Below are 18,321 nucleotides of genomic sequence, written 5' to 3' on the forward strand. Positions count from 1 at the left end.
TAGCAGGGCCTTGCGTGTAGGCTTGTCTGATTCCGTCCCGCCATGTATTCCGTACGCATTCCGTACGAAACGAAAAGGGCGGTGCGCAATGGCGCTAGATTTGAGTAAGGTTGGCGAGCGAGAGAGGCTCAAGAGGCAGCGCGAGCCGCATTGGCAGCGCTTGCGGGCAGGATGCTTTCTTGGCTTTCGCCCCTCTAAGCGAGGCGGGGCAGGTACATGGATTGCGCGCGCCTATGATGAGGACAGCGGAAAGTATCAGCTCAAATCGCTAGGCGACTTTGGCGAACTGGCAGGCAATGCACGCTTTGCGGCAGCAAAAAAGGAAGCTGAAAAACTCGCTGAATATGTCGAAGCGGGCGGGGAGATACGCGCCAAGCTCGAAACCGTTGCGGATGCTTGCCGCGAGTATGCAGAGAGCAAACCGGAAGCCGAGGCGCGGTTCAAACGCTATGTTTACGGCGATCCGCTTGGGAAAGTGAAGCTCGACAAGCTGCGCAAGCGGCACCTTAAGGAATGGCGCGAGCGGCTGGAGGAAACGCCCTCGCTTGTGAGCCGCTCAAAGGAAGGCGAGACGCGCACCCGCAAGCGCGCCCCTTCAACCGTCAATCGCGATATGGCCGTGCTGAGGGCGGCGCTCTCGAAAGTACTTTCCCCCGGCGCGCCCAAGAGCGAGGCGGCATGGCAAGAGGCGCTAAGGGCTATCCCAAATGCAGATAGGCAGCGCACCCTTTACCTAGACCGCGATCAGCGGCGCACTTTGCTCGGGGCGCTCGATAGCGAGATTGCACCTTTCGTTCGGGCGCTATGCCTCCTGCCACTACGCCCCGGCGCTATGGCCGCGCTTATGGCTGGCGACTTTGACAAGCGCACCTCTGAATTGACTATCGGGAAGGACAAGACGGGAAAGCCCCGGCGCATACAGCTTCCAGCCGAGGCGGCGGGCGTTATGGTGGAGCAATCAAAAGACAAACTGCCAAGCGCGCCATTGTTTATGCGTAGCAACGGCAAGGCATGGGATAAGAATAGCTGGAAAAAACCGATTGCGGCGGCGGTGAAGGCGGCAGAGCTACCCGTCGGAGCCACTGCCTACACCTTGCGCCACAGCACGATCACAGACCTCGTGAGCGCGGGCTTGCCGCTTCTCACCATCGCGCAAATCAGCGGCACCAGTGCCGAGATGATTGAACGGCACTATGGGCACCTTGCCAGCGATGCGGCGGTCAAGGCGCTTGGCGAGCTGGCGCTTTAATGATGCGATCTACTGATGATCGTCCGATTGTGCGCGTGACAGACAACGAATTGCTCGCTGCTATGCAGATACTTACCTGCATTGCGAGACCACACAATCAAAGGAAGCTTGAGGCAGGGGGCAAACTGCTACAGGCGTGGTTTTGGGCACGGAAGAGACACCGGGGCGAGTCCGTGCCTGAACTAGATTTTTTGCACCCTAAGTCTCTTCAGAGAAACCGGATTGAACGTGGGCTCAGAACCTTTTCAAATGATCTTTGGCAGGCCTTGGAGGCAGGAAGCTGGCTGCAAGCGATAATCCTTGGAAGCGCCCCAAGAGAGCATCCTTGGTTTTCAAGCTTCGGAGGGATTAGCCAGCGCTCGCTTGGCGCGAGTCACTGGAACAAGAAGAATGCCACAAGGCTTGCAGTCGACAACGATTGGACGCGCTCAAGCCTCGATGATGCTGGCAATGTAAGAGCCGCGATATGGCGGAAGCGCCGTCCAATCGTGCACATGGCCTTAGCAGCGGCAAACGAGATTGCAGCGGCGGCGCAAAAACGTGAGGAGCCAAGCGAGAAGTTGAAGCAACTTCAAGCCGATTGGCTGGCGATCACACCAGACTGCCAACGCGCGATTGACGAAGGCCATCACGATGCTCCTGCTATCGCCGAGTGGAACAGGCTCTCTAGGGCGATTAGCGAGGAACGCAGAAGCTCAAGGCAGTCAATAGAGCTTGAAGCCATTGTCTTCGATCCCGTTTGGGTCGCACCAGCTCTTGAGCAGGCAGAGGCATGGGCGACTACAATTGAAAGCCGAAACTTAGTCAGCGGTGTGCCGCTGTGGCGCTTCGTCCGATAGAGGACAAGTTTGCATCCCAGAATAATGAGCGCGCCCATGCAATGTAAGCTTCAATCAAGCGCTGGCGAGTTTGCCAGTGTCCAACTGGAGTTAAATATGGCTTCTCAATTGAACTACCAAATCCCCGAGGCGGTACAAGCCTCAGGTCTATCGCGCTCTCGCATTTATCAAGCACTCAAGCTTGGTGAATTGCGCGCAATCAAAGCAGGACGGCGCACCTTAATTCCCGTATCGGAGCTTGAAGCCTATTTGGCCTCTCTCCCCACCTATGGCGCGGGAGAATGAACGATGAGTATCCCTACAAAAGAGCAAAACCGGGGCGCTGCTATCGCCCCGGCTTCGCGCAATCAACTAGGTCGCTGGTTGCACAACCGTCTTACAGCGCAGGAGCAACAGGAGCAAACGCTTATTGCTCAATTCCAGCTTTCCGGCCCGTGGGCGCGGGAGCTGGCGAGGCATTGCTTTGGAGAGGCGGCGAATGACTGAGCAACCTTTCAAAAACCATCGCTCGGCAGCTCTCGCTTTACTCAATGGCGGATACCGTCTCACACGCAAAGCGGGGCAATTCCTGGGGCAAATTGCGGTTGACCCTTCGCCCATGAGTGAGGCTCAGGCAGAGTGGCTTTCAAAGCTGCTTGAGAAAAACGCCTTACCCCCTCTGGCATTGGGAGGCGCAAAATGAGCCGCTATCCTGATGCACCCGGCCATCGCAATGTCGATACGTCCATTGCCGCTGCAAACGCGCTCGCTCCCAAGCTGGGACGACTGCAAAGGCTCGCCCACACTGCGATCAAAGCGGCAAAAGAGCGCGGACTTACGGCTGACGAATTAGCCGCCAACCTCGGCATGGACCGCTATTCAATCCAGCCGCGCACAAGTGAATTGAGGCGCAAAGGATTGATCCGGGACAGCGGACAGCGGCGACGCAATTCAAGCGGCAAAGCGGCCATTGTTTGGGTTGCGGCGAATGATGGTGAAACCATCGCCAAGAGCGCAGCGTGATTGGCCTAGCCATGCCTTCAGAACGCGCAAAAGCCACTGAGCATGGCGCAGTTATGAAACTTCACCGGGGGGCAACTTTCGGTGAAGTTTCAAACACGCCCGCTCGCTCAGAAACCCGCCAAATTGCAACGCTCGCCGAGAATGGCACGGCAGATGCAATAAATTACTTAAACCAAAGTGGTGCAGCCAATTGTGGTAAGGCGACAGGAAGGGGAGGCGCACGCAACCGCGCAGACAGACAGACAAGGCAGCTCACAAAGGCACAGGAAGCGAATCTAGGGGCCGCTGAGCGTCATTCGCGCCTTGTAGGACTGCCTTTGACCCGAATGGTCACGATACACTGGAAAGCCGCTGGTGTGCCTCTAGAGGGCATGGCGAAAGCCACGGGCGCATTCATCGACAAGCTCACAAAGTGGCTCGCAAGGCGCGGTGCTCGCACGGCATGGCTTTGGGTTCACGAAAACACTGGCGACAAATGCTGGCACGCGCACATCCTGATCCACATCCCGGCAGCTTGCGTGAATGGACTTCCGGCGGCGCAAAAGCGGTGGCTCAAGCAAATTACGGGCCGCCCCTACTCTGCCAATATCATTCACAGCGATCCGATTGGTGGGCGCTTAGGATTGGAACTGAGCAACCCGCCATTGCACCAGAAAAATTGCGAGGCCGTGCTCTCGTATGTCTTGAAGGGGCGCGACCCGGACAAACCGCAAGGCGTTATCGTGGGCAGGCGGTGCAGCACGTCTCAGAACATTGGCCGCAAGGCGCGAGCAGAGAGGGGAGGGGGCGGTTAATTCCTTGCACCTTCAAACCGTAGACCGGGGCAAAATGAAAACTTTATCGCAAACCCAGTTTTTTCACCCGCGCGCGCGAGGTTAGTTCTAATGAGTAGAAATAAGAAAAAGACCAAGAGCCAAGAGACGAGCAACAAGCTTGAAGCAAAGCCCCAAGACGGGGAAAGCCAAGAGCTTACCTTTTCCCGACTAACCTTAAGCCCAGCGGTGCGCCATGCAAACACGGCGGCCACATTTGCAGCGCCGTCATTTGGCAGAGAGCGGCAACAGTCAATCGAGCATGACGTGAAAGTGCTGAAAGAGGTGATGGCTCAGGCAGAGAATGGCGACAAAGCTTTTGCCAGCCAATTGCTTGCCGCTCAGGCGGTTTCGCTCGATGCAATCTTTACAGAATTGGCGCGGCGATCAGCGATAAACATGGGCGAGCACTTGCACGCCTCTGAGCGATATATGCGTCTGGCCCTCAAAGCCCAAAGCAATTGCCGCGCAACGCTTGAGGCTCTCTCAAAGCTTCACCAGCCGCGCGAACAAATTGTGAAGCACGTTCACGTCAATGAGGGCGGGCAAGCAGTGGTTGCGGACCAATTTCACCAGCACAAAGGGGGGCAAAATGGAAAAACCCGCAAACAATCCCACGCAACCGGAACAACTGGCAAAGGCCCCGAGGTGCTTAGCCAAGACCCGCAACGGGACGGCGTGTCAATCTCCAGCGGTAAAGGGCAAGAAAAGGTGCAGGATGCACGGCGGGACCAATCCGGGAGCGCCTAAAGACAATCAGAACGCTTGGAAGCATGGGGCGCGGTCAGCGACAGCCGGAGAGACCGCGCGCTATCTGAGTGCAGTGGCGCAACTGGTTTCGGATTTGGAGGCCAATTAGCCCCAGCACGTTTGGCATAGCCTGCGTTAAAAACTGCCAGAGGGTTAAAACGCTCAGAAGTCGTCCTGCCATGGCTCGGCACCAACACACTTCTTCCACTGTCCGCCAATGGTTCCAAACTCTCTTCGATATTCGATCCGGCTACCCTCGCCCTCAGGGAAGATTGAAAAAGCTAGCGAGACGCCCCCATATCCATTCTTTATTAGAACAACTTTCGACCCATCTTGGCGGTCAAGTACAGGTACGTCGTTTCGATTGGCTAAGCAAAAAGCGACTGCGCTAGGAGCCTTATCAATTGTGTAAACTTCGGTTGGCTCTTTCGAAAGCACTGACCCGGTTGACGCGCACCCAGAAACAGCGGCAATCGCTAAGATCGAAAAGATTATTTTTTTCATCGCTACCCCAACAATAGAGTATTCAATACTTCACTACCAATCAAATAATAGTCAAGAGCTGTTTCTTAGGTCTATAGGAGCAACGAAAAATGGCGTGCCGTCGGGGTGGCCACCATAAGCGAAAGCAGCAAGGGTTTTCCGTACCCGTTCCGTACGGACGAAAAGCAATCTTGCTAAGTCATTGAAATATTGGCGCACCCGAGAGGATTCGAACCTCTGGCCTCTGCCTTCGGAGGGCAGCGCTCTATCCAGCTGAGCTACGGGTGCTGATCGCTCATATGCAAAGATATATTTGCAAGGCGCGAGGGCAGTTAGCAAGGGTCTGGTCCACACGCCAGTCATAATTGCCCCTCAGTCGCTAAAACGCCTCATGGCAAATAAAGGATCAAACACCCGCCCTTGGTTTCCCACACGGGAGCAGCTTAACCAATCGGCAAGAAGCTCAGCGCTACTCCCTTTATATGCCAGCGACACCCTCTCACTCCCATCGTCCCGCTTCTGCAATCCTCGCGGTGGCACCCGCCCATCAATCGCTTGAAGAGCGTTGGGAAGCGCTGGAGAGAAAGGGCGAACAAATCGCCGCGCTTGCCGATCTGAAGCCGCAGGTCAGCAATGAGGGCAGCAATCAGATAGCAGACCTTCTCACCCACGCTGACGAGCGTGCAGCCACAGCCGCTTTGCGGGGCCTTGAGGATATGGAAATGCTGGTGGCAGTGGGCCTTCAGGCGATCCTGGAAGTCCAGGCCCGGCACCAGGACGTACAAGCCCCTGCGCTTGCCCTGTGGCGCGAGCTGTATCACGCGCGGGAGGCTGTCCTCTCGGTGCTGGAGCCTGTGCCGGTATGACGTGATCGTTCTTGACCGCGTTCGCATTATGTTCCAATCTCGCGCCATGAACGGGACCTCAGACGTGATTCACCAATCCTTTCCGCTGCCTAATGCTTCTGCCACAGGGACCAGCGCTGCCGAAACGCACGCGCCAACTGGTAGCCAAACACCTACCGCCCAAGAGGTCGCGCGAGGGATCAAGCGACTGTTTGCGCGCAATGACATCTGGTGCGTCGAAGAGATGGCGCTACCCAACAACAGGCGCGCGGACCTTATGGGGATTGATGCGCGCGGACAGATCATTCTGGTTGAGATCAAGGTCGCACGCGGCGACTTGATGGGCGACAATAAATGGCCCGATTACCTCGATTTTTGCGACCGGTTCTTTTGGGGCGTGCCCCCTGAACTGGATCGCTCACCGCTTGAAAGTGAGGCGTTTTTGCCCGAGCGATGCGGCGTGATCGTGGCTGATGGTTATGATGCGGAGATTCTGCGTCACGCCCCTCTTGAACCGCTCGCCGCCGCCCGCCGCAAATCGCAGGTCGAAAAGCTCGCGCGCGCTGCAATGCGTCGCAACACCGCGCTGGTTGATCCCCATTGCTTAGATGTGAACAGCGCTGGCTGAACGCTTTGGTTCAAGTGGCTTTGCGCAACAGGTATTCTGGGCCATAACCTGCGCGCAATGGTTCCCGGTGATACCCCCTTCTGGCTCGCCTTTCTGATCGTTGGCGGCGCGATGAGCGTGATGGTTGCGCTGCGCTATTTTATGGCGAGCGGAGCTTTTGCCTGGATCACAGCCAAAGCGCATCCCGGCCTTTATTCAAAACAGCGCGGGCAAATCGCGATGGAGATACGCTATTCTCTGATCGCAGCGGTGATTTACGGCGTGCCAGCGGGCATCGTCTTCTGGCTATGGCGACACCATGGCTACACGCTGATTTACACCGAATGGAACGCCTATCCGCTGTGGTATCTGCCAGTGTCGGTGCTGCTTTATCTGTTTGCGCAAGACACCTGGTTTTATTGGACCCACCGCGCGATGCATCATTGGCCGACCCTGTTTAAGCTTGCCCACAAGGTTCACCACGACAGCAAGCCGCCCACCGTCTGGACCGCGATGAGCTTTCACCCGCTTGAAAGCGTGTCCGGCGCGATTGTGATCCCTGTTTTGGTGTTTCTCGTGCCTATCCATCTGGCGATGCTCGGTGTGGTGTTGAGCGTGGCGACGGTGATGGGGGTGATCAATCACATGGGTTGGGAGATTTTCCCGCGCAGTGTTGTTCATTCCCCGTTTGGCGCAGGCGTGATAACGGCGAGCCATCACGAAAGGCATCACGAGGATTACCGATGCAATTACGGGCTTTATTTCCGCTTTTGGGACAGGCTTTGCGGCACCGACCACGGCCTCTCGCGCCGGTTTGCGCGCAACGAAAAAGCGCAAGAGGACGCAGCCGTTCTTCCATGAGCCGCTTGGCGCTCCTTTTAAGCGGCGGCGTTTTGGCAGCGGCGTCCGCTCCTGCAAACGCAGGGTCAGTGACCATCACAGTCACTGATCTGCGCAACACCAAAGGCGTGGTCATGGCCTGCATGACAACAAAGGAAAGCATCTTTCCCAAATGCCGCCGTGATCCCAACTCGCACCGCACTGTAGTCAAGGCCTCCAACACGCTTACCATCCGTTTTGATGATGTGGCACCGGGCGATTATGCGATTGCGCTGTTGCATGATGAAAACGAAGACGGGAAAGCCAACCGCGTTCTCGGCATGGCACCTAAGGAAGGCTATGGCTTTTCGCGCGATGCGCCCGTCAATATGGCACCACCTGATTGGGACGATGCGGTTTTCACCATTACCGATGCGCCAAAAAAGATGACCATCAAGATGCGGTATTTCCTTTAGGCAAGCAGCATTCGCACCTGCTGCGCTCCTCAGGGACAAAACTTGAAGTTTCCATGCGCGCTTAACGGGATGTTTACCACGTAAGGCCACAAGCTTTCCAAAGCACGTACACGTTTTGGGGACGATTGGCCTGACCATGGATACATTGCGCGGACCTTTTGACAGCGGCCTTGGGGCTGAGGACACGCCGGTTTGGGACGTGGATGATCGTCTGGACGATAGCCCCGATGACGAACAGGTATCAGGCGATCTACCGCCTGCATCAATCGGTCAGGACGAACGCCGGATGCAGGTGCGCGCCTACAATCACTGGGCGAGCCTGCTGGGCGAGAACACCTTCCCCTCGATTGAAGAGCTGTCGCCTGAAGACCTTGATGATTTTGGCCCCAATTCGGTTCTACTCGATTTCTCGCACGGTATCGAAGACCCTGCGGTGCAATTTCTAGGCGCAAAGCTTGCCGAAGAATGCGATGCCAATGGCGAAGCAATCCAGAAACTCTCCGATGTGCCGCCGCGTTCGCTTTTGAGCCGTATCACCGATCATTATATGCAAATCCTCGCCAATCAGGCCCCCATCGGGTTTGAGGCAGAATTTGTGAATGAACGCGGCGCATCGGTCCTTTATCGTGGGATCCTGCTTCCGTTTTCTAGCAATGATGAAACCATTGATTTCATCTACGGCGTGATCAACTGGAAAGAGATGGCAGACGCGGCCACGGCTGATGAACTTCTGCTCGCGATTGATCAGGCGATTGATGACAAGCTTGCCTCTGGCGATGCTCAAGAATCAAACGAGCCGCAAAAGCACAACACCGGACCGGTGACCGAATGGGCCGATTCGCCGCTTCACGACGAAGAGATCGAGAACGAGCCGCTTGCGGCTAACGACGCGCAACACTGGGAAGATGAGATCGAAGACGAGATCGAAAAGGAGGGAGACGACAATATCGCCTCCTTTAGCGATGCTCTGAATTCATCAACGCCTGACGATGATCTGCCAACGCCTGAGTTCGGGGCTCGCTTTGACGAATTTGAACTTGATGAGCCTGAAGTCGATGAATTTGGCGAAGAGATCGACGAAGACGAAGACTACACGCCAAGTTATAGTTTTGCCTCGCTTGCCGACTATATCGAGGCGCCGTCGAAGAAGGCTGTCGACCTCGATGCAGATCGCTTCGATCCTGACGACTACAAGGTCGAAGAACCTGTTAAGTCCGATAAAAGCACCGCTGCACCTGCGCAGTTCGATGAACCTGCCTCTGATACCCAAGAGCTGGTTTTCGAAAGCGAAAACGGGCCGACTCTCGCGCCTATCGCTTTTGACCCTGAGGCAACGCTGCATGATTGCCTCGCCTCTGCCCGTGAACTCGCTCAAAACGCAGCTGCTTCCGAAGATCGCAGCCGCCAGGCGCTTTATGCAGCCGTAGGCCGCGCATACGATGTATCGCTCGCAGCCAAGGACGAGCCGGAAGCTTTCGAGGAATTGATCGCTGACAGTGGTCTGACAGTCCAGGAACGCGCGCCGATGACGCCCGTTGTCAAACTCGTTTTTGGTCACGATTACGACAAAACGCGCCTAACCGAATATGCAGCCGTCCTTACCCACGCACACCGTCTGGGCCTTGAGCGTGGCAGTCTTGCCAGCTTCCTTGCCGAGGCTGAAGGCGGGCTAAAAGCGGTCGTTGCATCCGAACGGCGTTTGCGCCGCGAAGAAGCGGGCGAAACCGTTGAAAATGAAGGTGATGTACGCGCTAAACTGGCCAAGAAATTGCGCGAACTTGAAGCGATGATGTTCGATACGCTTTCTGCAGAAGGGCCGGAATTCAGCCTGGTGATGGTGCGCCGCGATGGCGAAGGCAACGTCGCGATGATCGGCGAGATTACTGATGATGTCGCCCTCATCGAACGCGCAGGCAAGAAACTGGTCGGATAAGGCCGCGCGCCCTCCTTAATTGCCTTTTGGCTCTTTACGCTAAGCGCCCTGCCCCCCAATAGAGGGGGCAGATGAACACGCCTGCTTCCCACAGATCCAAAGGACACCTTTGCATTATGGCATGGACCATTGGCGGTATCCTCGCTGTTGTGGCACTGGCCGCCATCGCCTTGCAGATTGCCATTGCGCGCGATGGGCCAGCGGTTTTGAGCGCAGTTGACAGGGTTTCGGGCGGTGATGGCGGGGCCGAGCTGAAAGCGAAGATCACGACCGGCGATCACCCGGATCAAAAATTGCTGATCTGGGGACCAAAAGAGCGACCTACTTTGGACCATGCGCGCCCGGTCCTTTTGTTCGTACACGGAGGCAGCTGGAATTCGGGCGATCCGGAAAGCTATGACTTTGTCGGCCGCGCCTTTGTGGAGCGCGGTTTTATCGTAGCGCTCGCCGGCTATCGCCTTGGTGAAGCGGGGCAATATCCGGGAATGGTGGAGGATGTAGCGGGTGCCTTTGCGCAAGTCCGCGAGCAAATTTCCGCTTATGGCGGTGATCCTGAACACATTGTTTTAGCAGGACATTCTGCTGGCGCATACAATATGATGATGGTCGCATTGGAGGAAAAATGGCTGCGGGCGCATTCGCTTGCACCAGACGCTATTTCAGGCATCGTCGGCATTTCGGGGCCTTATGATTTCCTGCCCCTTGATAGCGATAGCACTAAGGCCGCCTTTGGCCACGTCGAGGAAGAACAGGCCTTGAAAGCCACTCAGCCGATCAACAATGTAAACGGCGATGCCCCGCCCATGCTGCTCATCCACGGCGAAGAGGATACGACTGTCGGGCTGTTTCACTCCAAACGCCTGTCCAGGAAAATACAAGCGGCGGGAGGCACGGCCACGCTGAGCACCTATCCTGCAATGAGCCACACCGATCCGCTCATCTCGATTGCATCGCCGTGGCGCAATCGGCGCGATATTGTCGATCAAATCGCGACTTTTGCTCGCTATGTGAAGGCACAGAAGTAAAACTTCAGTTCCTGTTCAGGCCCAAAGGGGTTAGCGTCTTTTCACAATGCACCTGACTCGCTCCTTTTGCGCCGCGCTGCTGGCGTTACTCGCCACATTTGCGCTATCGCTTCAGCCACTGGCCGCGCAATCCATCCTGCGCGATGCTGAGACAGAGGCGCTTCTTCGGGACATGGCCTATCCGCTTGTTGAGGCAAGCGAGCTTGAGCCGGAAAACGTCGAGATCGTGCTCATCAATGATGGCTCGATCAACGCTTTTGTTGCTGGCGGACAGGTGGTCTATGTCCACGCAGGGCTTTTGAACGCGGCCGATACCGCGAACGAAGTGCAAGGCGTGATTGCGCACGAGCTTGGCCACATCACCGCAGGGCACGTCGTACGCTTTGCCGAACGGACCAAGGGCGCGCAGGGCATCTCGATCCTCTCGCTTATCCTTGGCGTGGGCGCGGCGCTGGCGGGCGCAGGTGACGCGGCTCTGGGTGCGATTATGGCGGGCCAACAGGCAGCCGTGGGCAATTTCCTTGCCTTTAACCGCAATCAGGAAGCCGCCACCGACCAGGCAGGCGCGCGCTATCTTTCGGGCGCGGGCATTTCCGGGCGTGGCATGATTTCCTTCTTCGAAAAACTGCGCAATGCCGAAATTCGCCGCGGCTACAGCCAATCGGACGATGCTGCTTATACGCGCACCCACCCCTTGTCAGGCGACCGGATTCAATTCCTGCGCGATCAGCTGGTAAAAGACCCGGCATGGGACGCGCCCGATGATGCCGAATTGCAGGCACGATTCCTGAAAGTGCGCGCCAAGCTTTTCGGCTATCTTGCCGAACCCAAGCGCACGTTTCAGGAATTTCCGGTAAGCGATGAGAGCACGCCTGCACGCTATGCGCGCGCCTATGCCTACCACAAGGATGCGCAAGTTCAGAACGCGCTCAATGAGGTTGAAACGCTGCTCAAAACCGAGCCGAAAAACCCCTATTTCCTTGAACTCAAGGGGCAGATCCTGCTCGAATCGGGCAGCCCCGAAGAAGCCCTCGAACCGCTTCGCCGCGCAACCGAGTTGACGTTAAGCCAACCGCTGATCGCGGGGATGTTTGGCCACGCCCTTATCGCCACAGAGGATGAGGCAAATTATGACGAGGCGCGCGATGTGCTTCGCGCAGCGGTTGCGAAAGACCGCTTCAATCCCTTCGCCTGGTATCAACTGGGCGTGGTTTATGCGCGCCAGGGCGACATCCCGCGCGCTAAGCTTGCAAGCGCAGAACAACAAGTGATGCGCCGCAATTATCCTGAGGCGTTGCGCAATGCGACCGATGCAGAGGCAGGGCTCCCAGTGGGCTCGCCCGATTGGATCCGTGCACAAGATGTTGCCCTTCAGGCGCGCGCCGAACTGGAACGATTGCGCGACGAGCGTTAAAGCTTAGCCCCTATGACCGACACCACGCAGCAGGCCTCACCCTTGAAGCAATCGCTTTTGACTGCGCTTCTGGCGCTCACATTTGGCTTTTTAGGGGCGGCGATCTGGTCATATGCCGGGCTCGCTGACAATCGCACGCGCTCCTATCTCATTGAAAACCCATCCATCCTGCAGGACGTGGCAGAGGCGCTCGCAGCTGAGGATGCGCGCGAACGCCTGGCTTCGGTGAGGGATGAACTTTATACGCCTTTCCCCGGCGCGATCATGGGCAACCCTGAAGGCTCAAAAGTGCTGGTCGAGTTCACCGATTACAATTGCCCCTATTGCGCAGCGAGTTTTCGCGATGTTGCGCAATTGGTGGCAGCCGACCCTGAGCTTAAGGTCATCATGCGCGAATGGCCAATCTTTGAGGGCAGCGAAATGGCAGCGCGCATGGCTTTGGCTGCGGCAAAACAGGGGCGCTATCAGGAGTTTCATGCCGCTCTGTTCGAGCGCGGTGATACCAGCGAGGCGGGCATCACCGCTGCGGCAGAGGCGATCGGCCTTGATTTGGACCGCGCGCGCCAGGATGCGATGAGCGATGAGGTGTCGGTTGAACTGGTGCGCAATCTCACCTTTGCTCAAAGCTTAGGGTTCAGCGGCACGCCAGCTTTTGTGACGGGCGACATCTTGATGCCGGGCGCTGTGGGCGCTGAACGCCTGAAAGAGGCGCTTGCCGAAGCTGAGGCAAGCACGAGCGCATCATAATGCGCGGCGGGGCGGGTCTTGTCGTTGCTCTGGCTGCAATAGGCAGCTTGGCGCACGTCACCGCGCAAGCACAAAGCCGCATCGACTGGAACCGGATCAATCTCGATGCAGAACGCGCCGTCATCGCTGAGTTTCAAGCGCAGGATCAGCGCCTTCAGGATGTTGGCTGGAAGCTGATCAAAGGCAATGCGCCATTTTGCGATGGTGCCACCCCCTCCATCGGCCTGCAATTGCAGGATATGGCAAGTTATGGTTCGCCTGAAGTGGCGCGGGCCGCGCTTGGGCTTACGGGGGATTTTGCGGTGCAGACGGCGGCGCGCGGATCGCCTGCTGATCGCGCACGCACATTGCCCAAAAACCGCGAGATACATTTGATCGACACGGTGAACCCCAATCAATGGGAGGCAGGCAAACGCTTTTACTGGGAGCGGCTTGCCAAGGTGCACGATCTGGTTGACGCAGCGTTGCAAAGGAAGGGGTCAGTCAATCTGACATTCGCCGACGGCTCCACCTCAACGGTTGAAGCGGTCGAAGTCTGCCCCTCGCGCTTTGAGCTGATGGGTGATGGCAAGAAAGCCGTCGCCGATGGCAACCGCGTCGTGATCGGGGTGGAATTCCCTGCCTTCGACTATGAAGAGCCTGAATTTGCAGGTCTTGTCGCGCATGAGCTTGCGCATAATCTACTTGGCCATACGGCATGGCTCGACCGCAATGGCCGCAAGCGCAGCCACACCCGAATGACTGAGCGCGAAGCGGATCGCCTCATCCCGTGGCTGCTGGCCAATGCGGGCTATGACCCTGAAAGTGCGGTGCGTTTTTTCCGCCAATTGCGCCCGGCCAGCGGAAGTCTTTTGTTCTTCAAAGGCACTCATCCCAAATGGCGCGAGCGCGCCAGCGCCGTTGAGGGGGAAATCGCGCAGATCAAACAATTGATGGCGCGCGAGGGCAAGGCCGATTGGCAAACCCATTTCCGGCGGGAGATTGATCCGAACTGGGGCCTTTAGGATTTAGGCGATCATCGGCGGAGTGTGACTTGCGGCAAACGGTTGCGCGCTAGCGCCCATTTGCGCCGTGATTAGCCATAATGGCTGCGACGAAGCGAAATTTGCGCTACACTTGTGCCCATGTCGATGGTGAATTTCCAGCCTGCCCCGTTTTTTGCGAGCAAGAACCGCGCCTTCTGGAACCTGCAACTTGCGGGCTGGGGCGGCTATTTCCTGCTGCGCAGCGTGGTTGCGATCGCCAATGACCAGCCGCTCGATCTGCTCGCGGTTCTGCTTGTCACCACCATCACCGGTTTTGCGATTACGCTGATCCTGTCAGTGATTTACCGCCAGTTGATCGACCGCCAACCGATTGTGACATGGGGCGGAACGGCGGTTGTGCTTATGCTCGCCGTGCTCGTCCATTCAGTGATCGAAGCCTGGCTACAAGGGCTTTATCAAGGCTCACTGACCGAGACGAGCTTTGCTCAGCGCATGATCGGTTTAAGCTTCATTCCGCTCGCTCTGCTTGGCGGGTGGAGCGCGCTGTATTACGCGATCAATTACTTCCTGCGGGTTGAGGAACAGACCGACCGCCTGCAACGATTGGAAGCACAGGCCACCGCTGCGCAGCTCGCCATGCTGCGCTATCAGCTGAACCCGCATTTCCTCTTCAACACGCTCAATTCAATCAGCACTCTGGTGCTTTTGAAACAAACCGAGCCTGCCAACGCCATGCTCACACGTCTGTCGGGGTTCCTTCGCCACACGCTGATCGCTGAGCCGGGGAGCAAGGTGACGCTTGCCTCTGAGGTTGAAACGCTCAAGCTGTACCTCGACATCGAACGGATGCGATTTGAAGAGCGGCTGCGCACCCATTTCGACATCGAAGACGCTGCAATGCAGGCTTGCCTTCCGGCGATGTTGCTCCAACCTCTGGTCGAGAATGCGATCAAATATGCCGTCAGCCCACAAGAAGAAGGCGCGCGCATATCGCTGACAGGCCGGGTCGTGGGCGAGCGCCTTCGCATCAGCGTTGAAGACACAGGGCCCGGTGCGCGGCCCGACAGCCAAATCGCACCGCAAGAACGCGCGCATTACCCCGGCGAACCTGTTTCAACCGGCGTTGGCCTTGTGAATATCCAGAACCGTCTGGCGCAGGGGTATGGCGATGATCACCTGTTTGAAACCCGATCCAACCCCGGCGGCGGCTTTACCGTTCTGATTGAAATTCCGTACGAACGCGCCCTTGGCGATGACCCCGCCCCATCGCAATCCGATCAATCCCCCGCACCCGCGCGCGGTGACAATGTGATCGATCTAAAACCCCCGCATAAGCCCCAAACTGCTATTGGAAATTCGTGACATGACCATTCGCACCATCCTTGTCGACGATGAGAAGCTCGCCATCCAAGGCTTGCAACTTCGCCTCCAACCCTTTGAAGACGTGGAGATTATCGACACCTGCTCCAACGGGCGCGAGGCGATCCGCAAGATCAAGACCGAAAAGCCCGATCTTGTCTTTCTCGACATCCAGATGCCGGGCTTCGACGGTTTCAGCGTGGTCAAAGGCGTGATGGAAATTGAACCGCCGCTGTTCGTTTTTGTCACCGCTTATGAAGAGCACGCTATCCGCGCGTTTGAGGCAAATGCGGTCAATTATCTGATGAAGCCGGTCGATGAGGACAAGCTTGCCGACACAATCGAGCGGGTGCGCCAGCGTCTCGCTGAGAAGAAATCCGCAGAGGATGCGGAACAATTGCTGGATGTTTTGTCCGAAGTGGCGCCCGAACGCGTGGCTGATTTCTCCTGCGAGGCGGCGGGAGAGAGCGCGGAGCGGTTTGAAAAACTCATCAACGTCAAAGACCGCGGCCAGATTTTCCGCGTCGAAGTCGAATCGATTGAGCATATCGAGGCCGCTGGCGACTATATGTGCATCTATACTGGCGACAATTCGCTGATCCTGCGCGAGACGATGAAGGATTTGGAGCGTCGCCTCGACCCGCGCAAATTTCAGCGTGTGCACCGCTCGACAATCGTCAACCTCGACCAGGTGCGTCAGGTGAAGCCCCATACCAATGGCGAGTGTTTTCTGGTGCTCGATTCAGGCGCAGAGGTGAAGGTTTCGCGCTCGTACCGGGATGTGGTTGCGCGTTTCGTGCATTAGTGTTCGTGTTCGCCCATCCGGGCAAACTCCTCGGCGCTATTGCCTACCCCCGGATCAAGTCCGGGGTGCGGGGCACCTGCGGGTGCCCGGTCGGGCTTGCGGACCTGAGCGGTCCGTCTATTGAGGCTTCATGACTTTCTCATTGCCCGGCTTCGACCTCGACACATTTGTCCGCGAAACGCTCGCCGAGGACCTTGGCGTTGGCCTTCCCGGTGGCGGCAAGGATGTAACCTCCCAAAGCGTTATCCCAGCCGATGCGCGGTTCTCCGGCGTTATGGATTCGCGCGATGCCATCGTGGTCGCAGGGCTTCCGCTGGCCGAGGCGTTCTTCCGCCATCTCGACCCCGACTGCGTGATCGAAACGCTGGTGAGCGATGGCGACCAAGTTCAAGCAGGCGCGGACCTGATGCGGCTTGAAGGCAATGCCCGCGCGCTTTTGACCGCCGAACGCAGCGCATTGAACATCGTCCAGCACCTCTCGGGCATCGCCACCATGGCGGCGGAATATGTGGCAGCTATGCGCGTGGGGAGCGCGACCTGCACCCTGCTCGACACGCGCAAGACATTGCCGGGCCTTCGCGTGCTTGAGAAATACGCAACGCGTCAAGGGGGGGCTCAGAACCATCGCATGGGGCTCTATGATGCGGCCATGATCAAGGACAATCACGTCGCGGTCGCAGGCTCAGTTGGCGAAGCCGTCAGGCGGGCACGCGATGCAGGCGTCTCGCCAATCATTTGCGAAGTCGACCGCCTTGACCAGATTGAACCGGCGCTAGAGGCAGGCGCGGATCACCTGCTGCTCGACAATATGTCGCCGGAAACGCTTAAAGAGGCCGTCGCAATGGTGAAAGGCCGCGCCAAGACCGAGGCGAGCGGAGGCATCAACCTCGATACGATCGCGGCGAAGGCTGCGAGCGGGGTGGATTACTGCTCGGTAGGCAGGCTCACGCAAAGCGCGCCAGCGGCGGATGTTGGATTGGATTTCAAGCCGATATGAGAATAGCGAAAGGGCCTAGGCCTTGGTCCATCCGCATCTCCTGCGCGCTGCTCCTTTTGCTCGCTTGCTGGACATTATGGATTCATCTGCGCGACACGCGCACCTTGCAAGGCTTGCGCATCGAGCAATTTCCGCAAGTCCCATGGAGCGAAGATTTCGCAATCGTCTCTGCTTTCACGGAATTTACCATCGCGCTTATCCCGATTGTGCTTATCGCGATCTACGCAAAACGGTTCGCGCGCGTGCTGGTGAGCGTTTTCACCGTTATCAAGGTGGCGCTCATTGGGATGACGCTTTGGAGCTACTACGAGCAGATCGGCAGGTTTTTCGCCGAGCTTTTGTGGGAACCGGCTCTCCTTTTATTATGCGTCGCTTTGCTCTATCTTCCGTCAGCATCACGCTGGTTCAAGGGGCAAGACGCACTGGATGAAACCGTTTTCCAATAGGGTATGTCTTGCGCTCGCCATGCTGGTGGTCCCTGCGACTACCGCCAGCGCGCAAAGCTACCAATGCCGCGCGCCGCAGGTATCTTCAGTCCCGCAAATTGCGCCCGATCAACGCCCCCGAGTGGTGCCGATCACCGGTTACACCCTCGCCCTCAGCTGGTCGCCTGCCTTCTGCCGCACACGTCAGGATAGCCGCGCCCACCGCGTGCAATGCTCGGGCGACAATGGCCGCTTTGGTTTGGTCGTGCATGGGTTGTGGCCGCAAGGCTCGCGCACTTGGCCTCAATGGTGCGGGTCACAAAACCGCCTTACACCTGCGCAAATTCGTGCAAATATGTGCATGATGCCCTCTGCCCGCCTGATCGCGCGGCAATGGGAAAAGCACGGGAGCTGCATGGTGAAGAAGCCTGAGACATATCTTGGCGTCACCCGCATTTTGTGGAATTCGCTTCGCATCCCCGATTACGACCGGATCAGCCGCGAAGATGGCCTTACCGCTGGCCGCATCCGCCAGGCATTTGCCGATGCCAACGGCCGCGCGTGGCAGGCTTCTCACGTGGGCGTGAAGCTTAACCGCGATGGTTGGCTAGAAGAGCTGCGGCTTTGCTACAACAAACGCTTCCGCCCGACGCGCTGCGACGACAGACGCTACGGGGCGAGAGACGAAACAAGCGCAAAGATTTGGCGGGGATTTTAAGGCTAAACCGTCACCCCAGCCTCGATCCGG

23 protein-coding genes, 1 tRNA gene and 1 pseudogene are annotated in these 18,321 nt (G+C 57.4%); 23 read left to right on the forward strand and 2 right to left on the reverse strand.

The window, feature by feature from the left end:
• The first annotated feature begins 88 nt into the window (after positions 1–88).
• The 9 genes and pseudogenes from INR77_RS01240 to INR77_RS15990 all read left to right on the forward strand — a co-directional run.
• On the forward strand, positions 89–1,249 hold the full coding sequence (locus INR77_RS01240; RefSeq protein ID WP_223072154.1) for a tyrosine-type recombinase/integrase: 1,161 nt from the start codon (positions 89–91) through the stop codon (positions 1,247–1,249).
• A 488-nt stretch (positions 1,250–1,737) separates the two neighbouring features.
• Complete coding sequence (locus INR77_RS01245; protein WP_223072155.1) at positions 1,738–2,088, forward strand: hypothetical protein; 351 nt, start codon at positions 1,738–1,740, stop codon at positions 2,086–2,088.
• A 36-nt stretch (positions 2,089–2,124) separates the two neighbouring features.
• Positions 2,125–2,373 carry an AlpA family transcriptional regulator gene (locus INR77_RS01250; protein WP_255573853.1) on the forward strand — a complete coding sequence of 83 codons (249 nt, stop codon included), beginning with the start codon at positions 2,125–2,127 and terminating at the stop codon, positions 2,371–2,373.
• A 3-nt stretch (positions 2,374–2,376) separates the two neighbouring features.
• Positions 2,377–2,574 carry a hypothetical protein gene (locus INR77_RS01255; protein ID WP_223072156.1) on the forward strand — a complete coding sequence of 66 codons (198 nt, stop codon included), beginning with the start codon at positions 2,377–2,379 and terminating at the stop codon, positions 2,572–2,574.
• Positions 2,567–2,770 (forward strand): hypothetical protein, encoded by a 204-nt coding sequence (locus INR77_RS01260; protein WP_223072157.1) that lies wholly within the window; start codon positions 2,567–2,569, stop codon positions 2,768–2,770. Before INR77_RS01255 ends, INR77_RS01260 begins: the two co-directional genes overlap by 8 nt.
• Positions 2,767–3,090 carry a hypothetical protein gene (locus tag INR77_RS01265; RefSeq protein ID WP_223072158.1) on the forward strand — a complete coding sequence of 108 codons (324 nt, stop codon included), beginning with the start codon at positions 2,767–2,769 and terminating at the stop codon, positions 3,088–3,090. Before INR77_RS01260 ends, INR77_RS01265 begins: the two co-directional genes overlap by 4 nt.
• A gap of 326 nt (positions 3,091–3,416) precedes the next feature.
• On the forward strand, positions 3,417–3,884 hold the full coding sequence (locus tag INR77_RS01270) for a hypothetical protein (protein ID WP_223072159.1): 468 nt from the start codon (positions 3,417–3,419) through the stop codon (positions 3,882–3,884).
• Between the two features lie 90 nt (positions 3,885–3,974).
• Positions 3,975–4,652, forward strand: coding sequence for a hypothetical protein (locus tag INR77_RS01275; protein ID WP_223072160.1), 678 nt, complete (start codon positions 3,975–3,977; stop codon positions 4,650–4,652).
• Positions 4,597–4,761, forward strand: a pseudogene (locus INR77_RS15990) (hypothetical protein); the annotation flags it as partial. The gene INR77_RS01275 and the pseudogene INR77_RS15990, both read left to right, overlap by 56 nt.
• Before the next feature lie 53 nt (positions 4,762–4,814).
• Here INR77_RS15990 and INR77_RS15995 read toward each other — a convergent pair.
• A complete protein-coding gene (locus INR77_RS15995; RefSeq protein ID WP_223072161.1) occupies positions 4,815–5,156 on the reverse strand; it encodes a membrane lipoprotein lipid attachment site-containing protein in 342 nt (113 codons plus the stop codon).
• 190 nt (positions 5,157–5,346) lie between these two features.
• Positions 5,347–5,423: transfer RNA gene (locus tag INR77_RS01285), tRNA-Arg, on the reverse strand.
• A gap of 194 nt (positions 5,424–5,617) precedes the next feature.
• Here INR77_RS01285 and INR77_RS01290 point away from each other — a divergent pair.
• The 14 genes from INR77_RS01290 (at position 5,618) to INR77_RS01355 (ending at position 18,291) form a co-directional block, all read left to right on the forward strand.
• Positions 5,618–6,001 (forward strand): hypothetical protein, encoded by a 384-nt coding sequence (locus INR77_RS01290; protein ID WP_223072162.1) that lies wholly within the window; start codon positions 5,618–5,620, stop codon positions 5,999–6,001.
• A gap of 64 nt (positions 6,002–6,065) precedes the next feature.
• Positions 6,066–6,608, forward strand: coding sequence for an MmcB family DNA repair protein (locus INR77_RS01295; protein ID WP_255573854.1), 543 nt, complete (start codon positions 6,066–6,068; stop codon positions 6,606–6,608).
• A 57-nt stretch (positions 6,609–6,665) separates the two neighbouring features.
• Complete coding sequence (locus INR77_RS01300) at positions 6,666–7,448, forward strand: sterol desaturase family protein (RefSeq protein WP_223072163.1); 783 nt, start codon at positions 6,666–6,668, stop codon at positions 7,446–7,448.
• Entirely contained in the window at positions 7,445–7,882 is a 438-nt protein-coding gene (locus INR77_RS01305; RefSeq protein WP_223072164.1) for a DUF2141 domain-containing protein, read from the forward strand. Before INR77_RS01300 ends, INR77_RS01305 begins: the two co-directional genes overlap by 4 nt.
• A gap of 136 nt (positions 7,883–8,018) precedes the next feature.
• Positions 8,019–9,815 carry a hypothetical protein gene (locus INR77_RS01310; RefSeq protein WP_223072165.1) on the forward strand — a complete coding sequence of 599 codons (1,797 nt, stop codon included), beginning with the start codon at positions 8,019–8,021 and terminating at the stop codon, positions 9,813–9,815.
• Between the two features lie 116 nt (positions 9,816–9,931).
• Positions 9,932–10,840: an alpha/beta hydrolase gene (locus INR77_RS01315; RefSeq protein ID WP_223072166.1), complete on the forward strand. Its 909-nt coding sequence runs from the start codon at positions 9,932–9,934 to the stop codon at positions 10,838–10,840.
• A gap of 46 nt (positions 10,841–10,886) precedes the next feature.
• The gene (locus INR77_RS01320; RefSeq protein WP_223072167.1) at positions 10,887–12,254 is read left to right on the forward strand and encodes a M48 family metalloprotease; all 1,368 of its coding nucleotides are present in this window, start codon (positions 10,887–10,889) and stop codon (positions 12,252–12,254) included.
• A 12-nt stretch (positions 12,255–12,266) separates the two neighbouring features.
• Entirely contained in the window at positions 12,267–13,001 is a 735-nt protein-coding gene (locus INR77_RS01325; RefSeq protein ID WP_223072168.1) for a DsbA family protein, read from the forward strand.
• Complete coding sequence (locus tag INR77_RS01330; RefSeq protein WP_255573856.1) at positions 13,001–14,005, forward strand: hypothetical protein; 1,005 nt, start codon at positions 13,001–13,003, stop codon at positions 14,003–14,005. Before INR77_RS01325 ends, INR77_RS01330 begins: the two co-directional genes overlap by 1 nt.
• Before the next feature lie 120 nt (positions 14,006–14,125).
• Positions 14,126–15,349: a sensor histidine kinase gene (locus INR77_RS01335; RefSeq protein WP_223072169.1), complete on the forward strand. Its 1,224-nt coding sequence runs from the start codon at positions 14,126–14,128 to the stop codon at positions 15,347–15,349.
• Between the two features lies 1 nt (position 15,350).
• Positions 15,351–16,151, forward strand: coding sequence for a LytTR family DNA-binding domain-containing protein (locus INR77_RS01340; RefSeq protein ID WP_223072170.1), 801 nt, complete (start codon positions 15,351–15,353; stop codon positions 16,149–16,151).
• A gap of 130 nt (positions 16,152–16,281) precedes the next feature.
• A complete protein-coding gene (gene nadC, locus INR77_RS01345) occupies positions 16,282–17,148 on the forward strand; it encodes a carboxylating nicotinate-nucleotide diphosphorylase (RefSeq protein ID WP_223072171.1) in 867 nt (288 codons plus the stop codon).
• On the forward strand, positions 17,145–17,594 hold the full coding sequence (locus INR77_RS01350; protein ID WP_223072172.1) for a hypothetical protein: 450 nt from the start codon (positions 17,145–17,147) through the stop codon (positions 17,592–17,594). Before nadC ends, INR77_RS01350 begins: the two co-directional genes overlap by 4 nt.
• Entirely contained in the window at positions 17,575–18,291 is a 717-nt protein-coding gene (locus INR77_RS01355) for a ribonuclease T (RefSeq protein ID WP_255573857.1), read from the forward strand. Before INR77_RS01350 ends, INR77_RS01355 begins: the two co-directional genes overlap by 20 nt.
• Positions 18,292–18,321 lie beyond the last annotated feature (30 nt).

This window comes from Erythrobacter sp. SCSIO 43205 (genome assembly GCF_019904235.1).
Lineage (GTDB): Bacteria > Pseudomonadota > Alphaproteobacteria > Sphingomonadales > Sphingomonadaceae > Erythrobacter.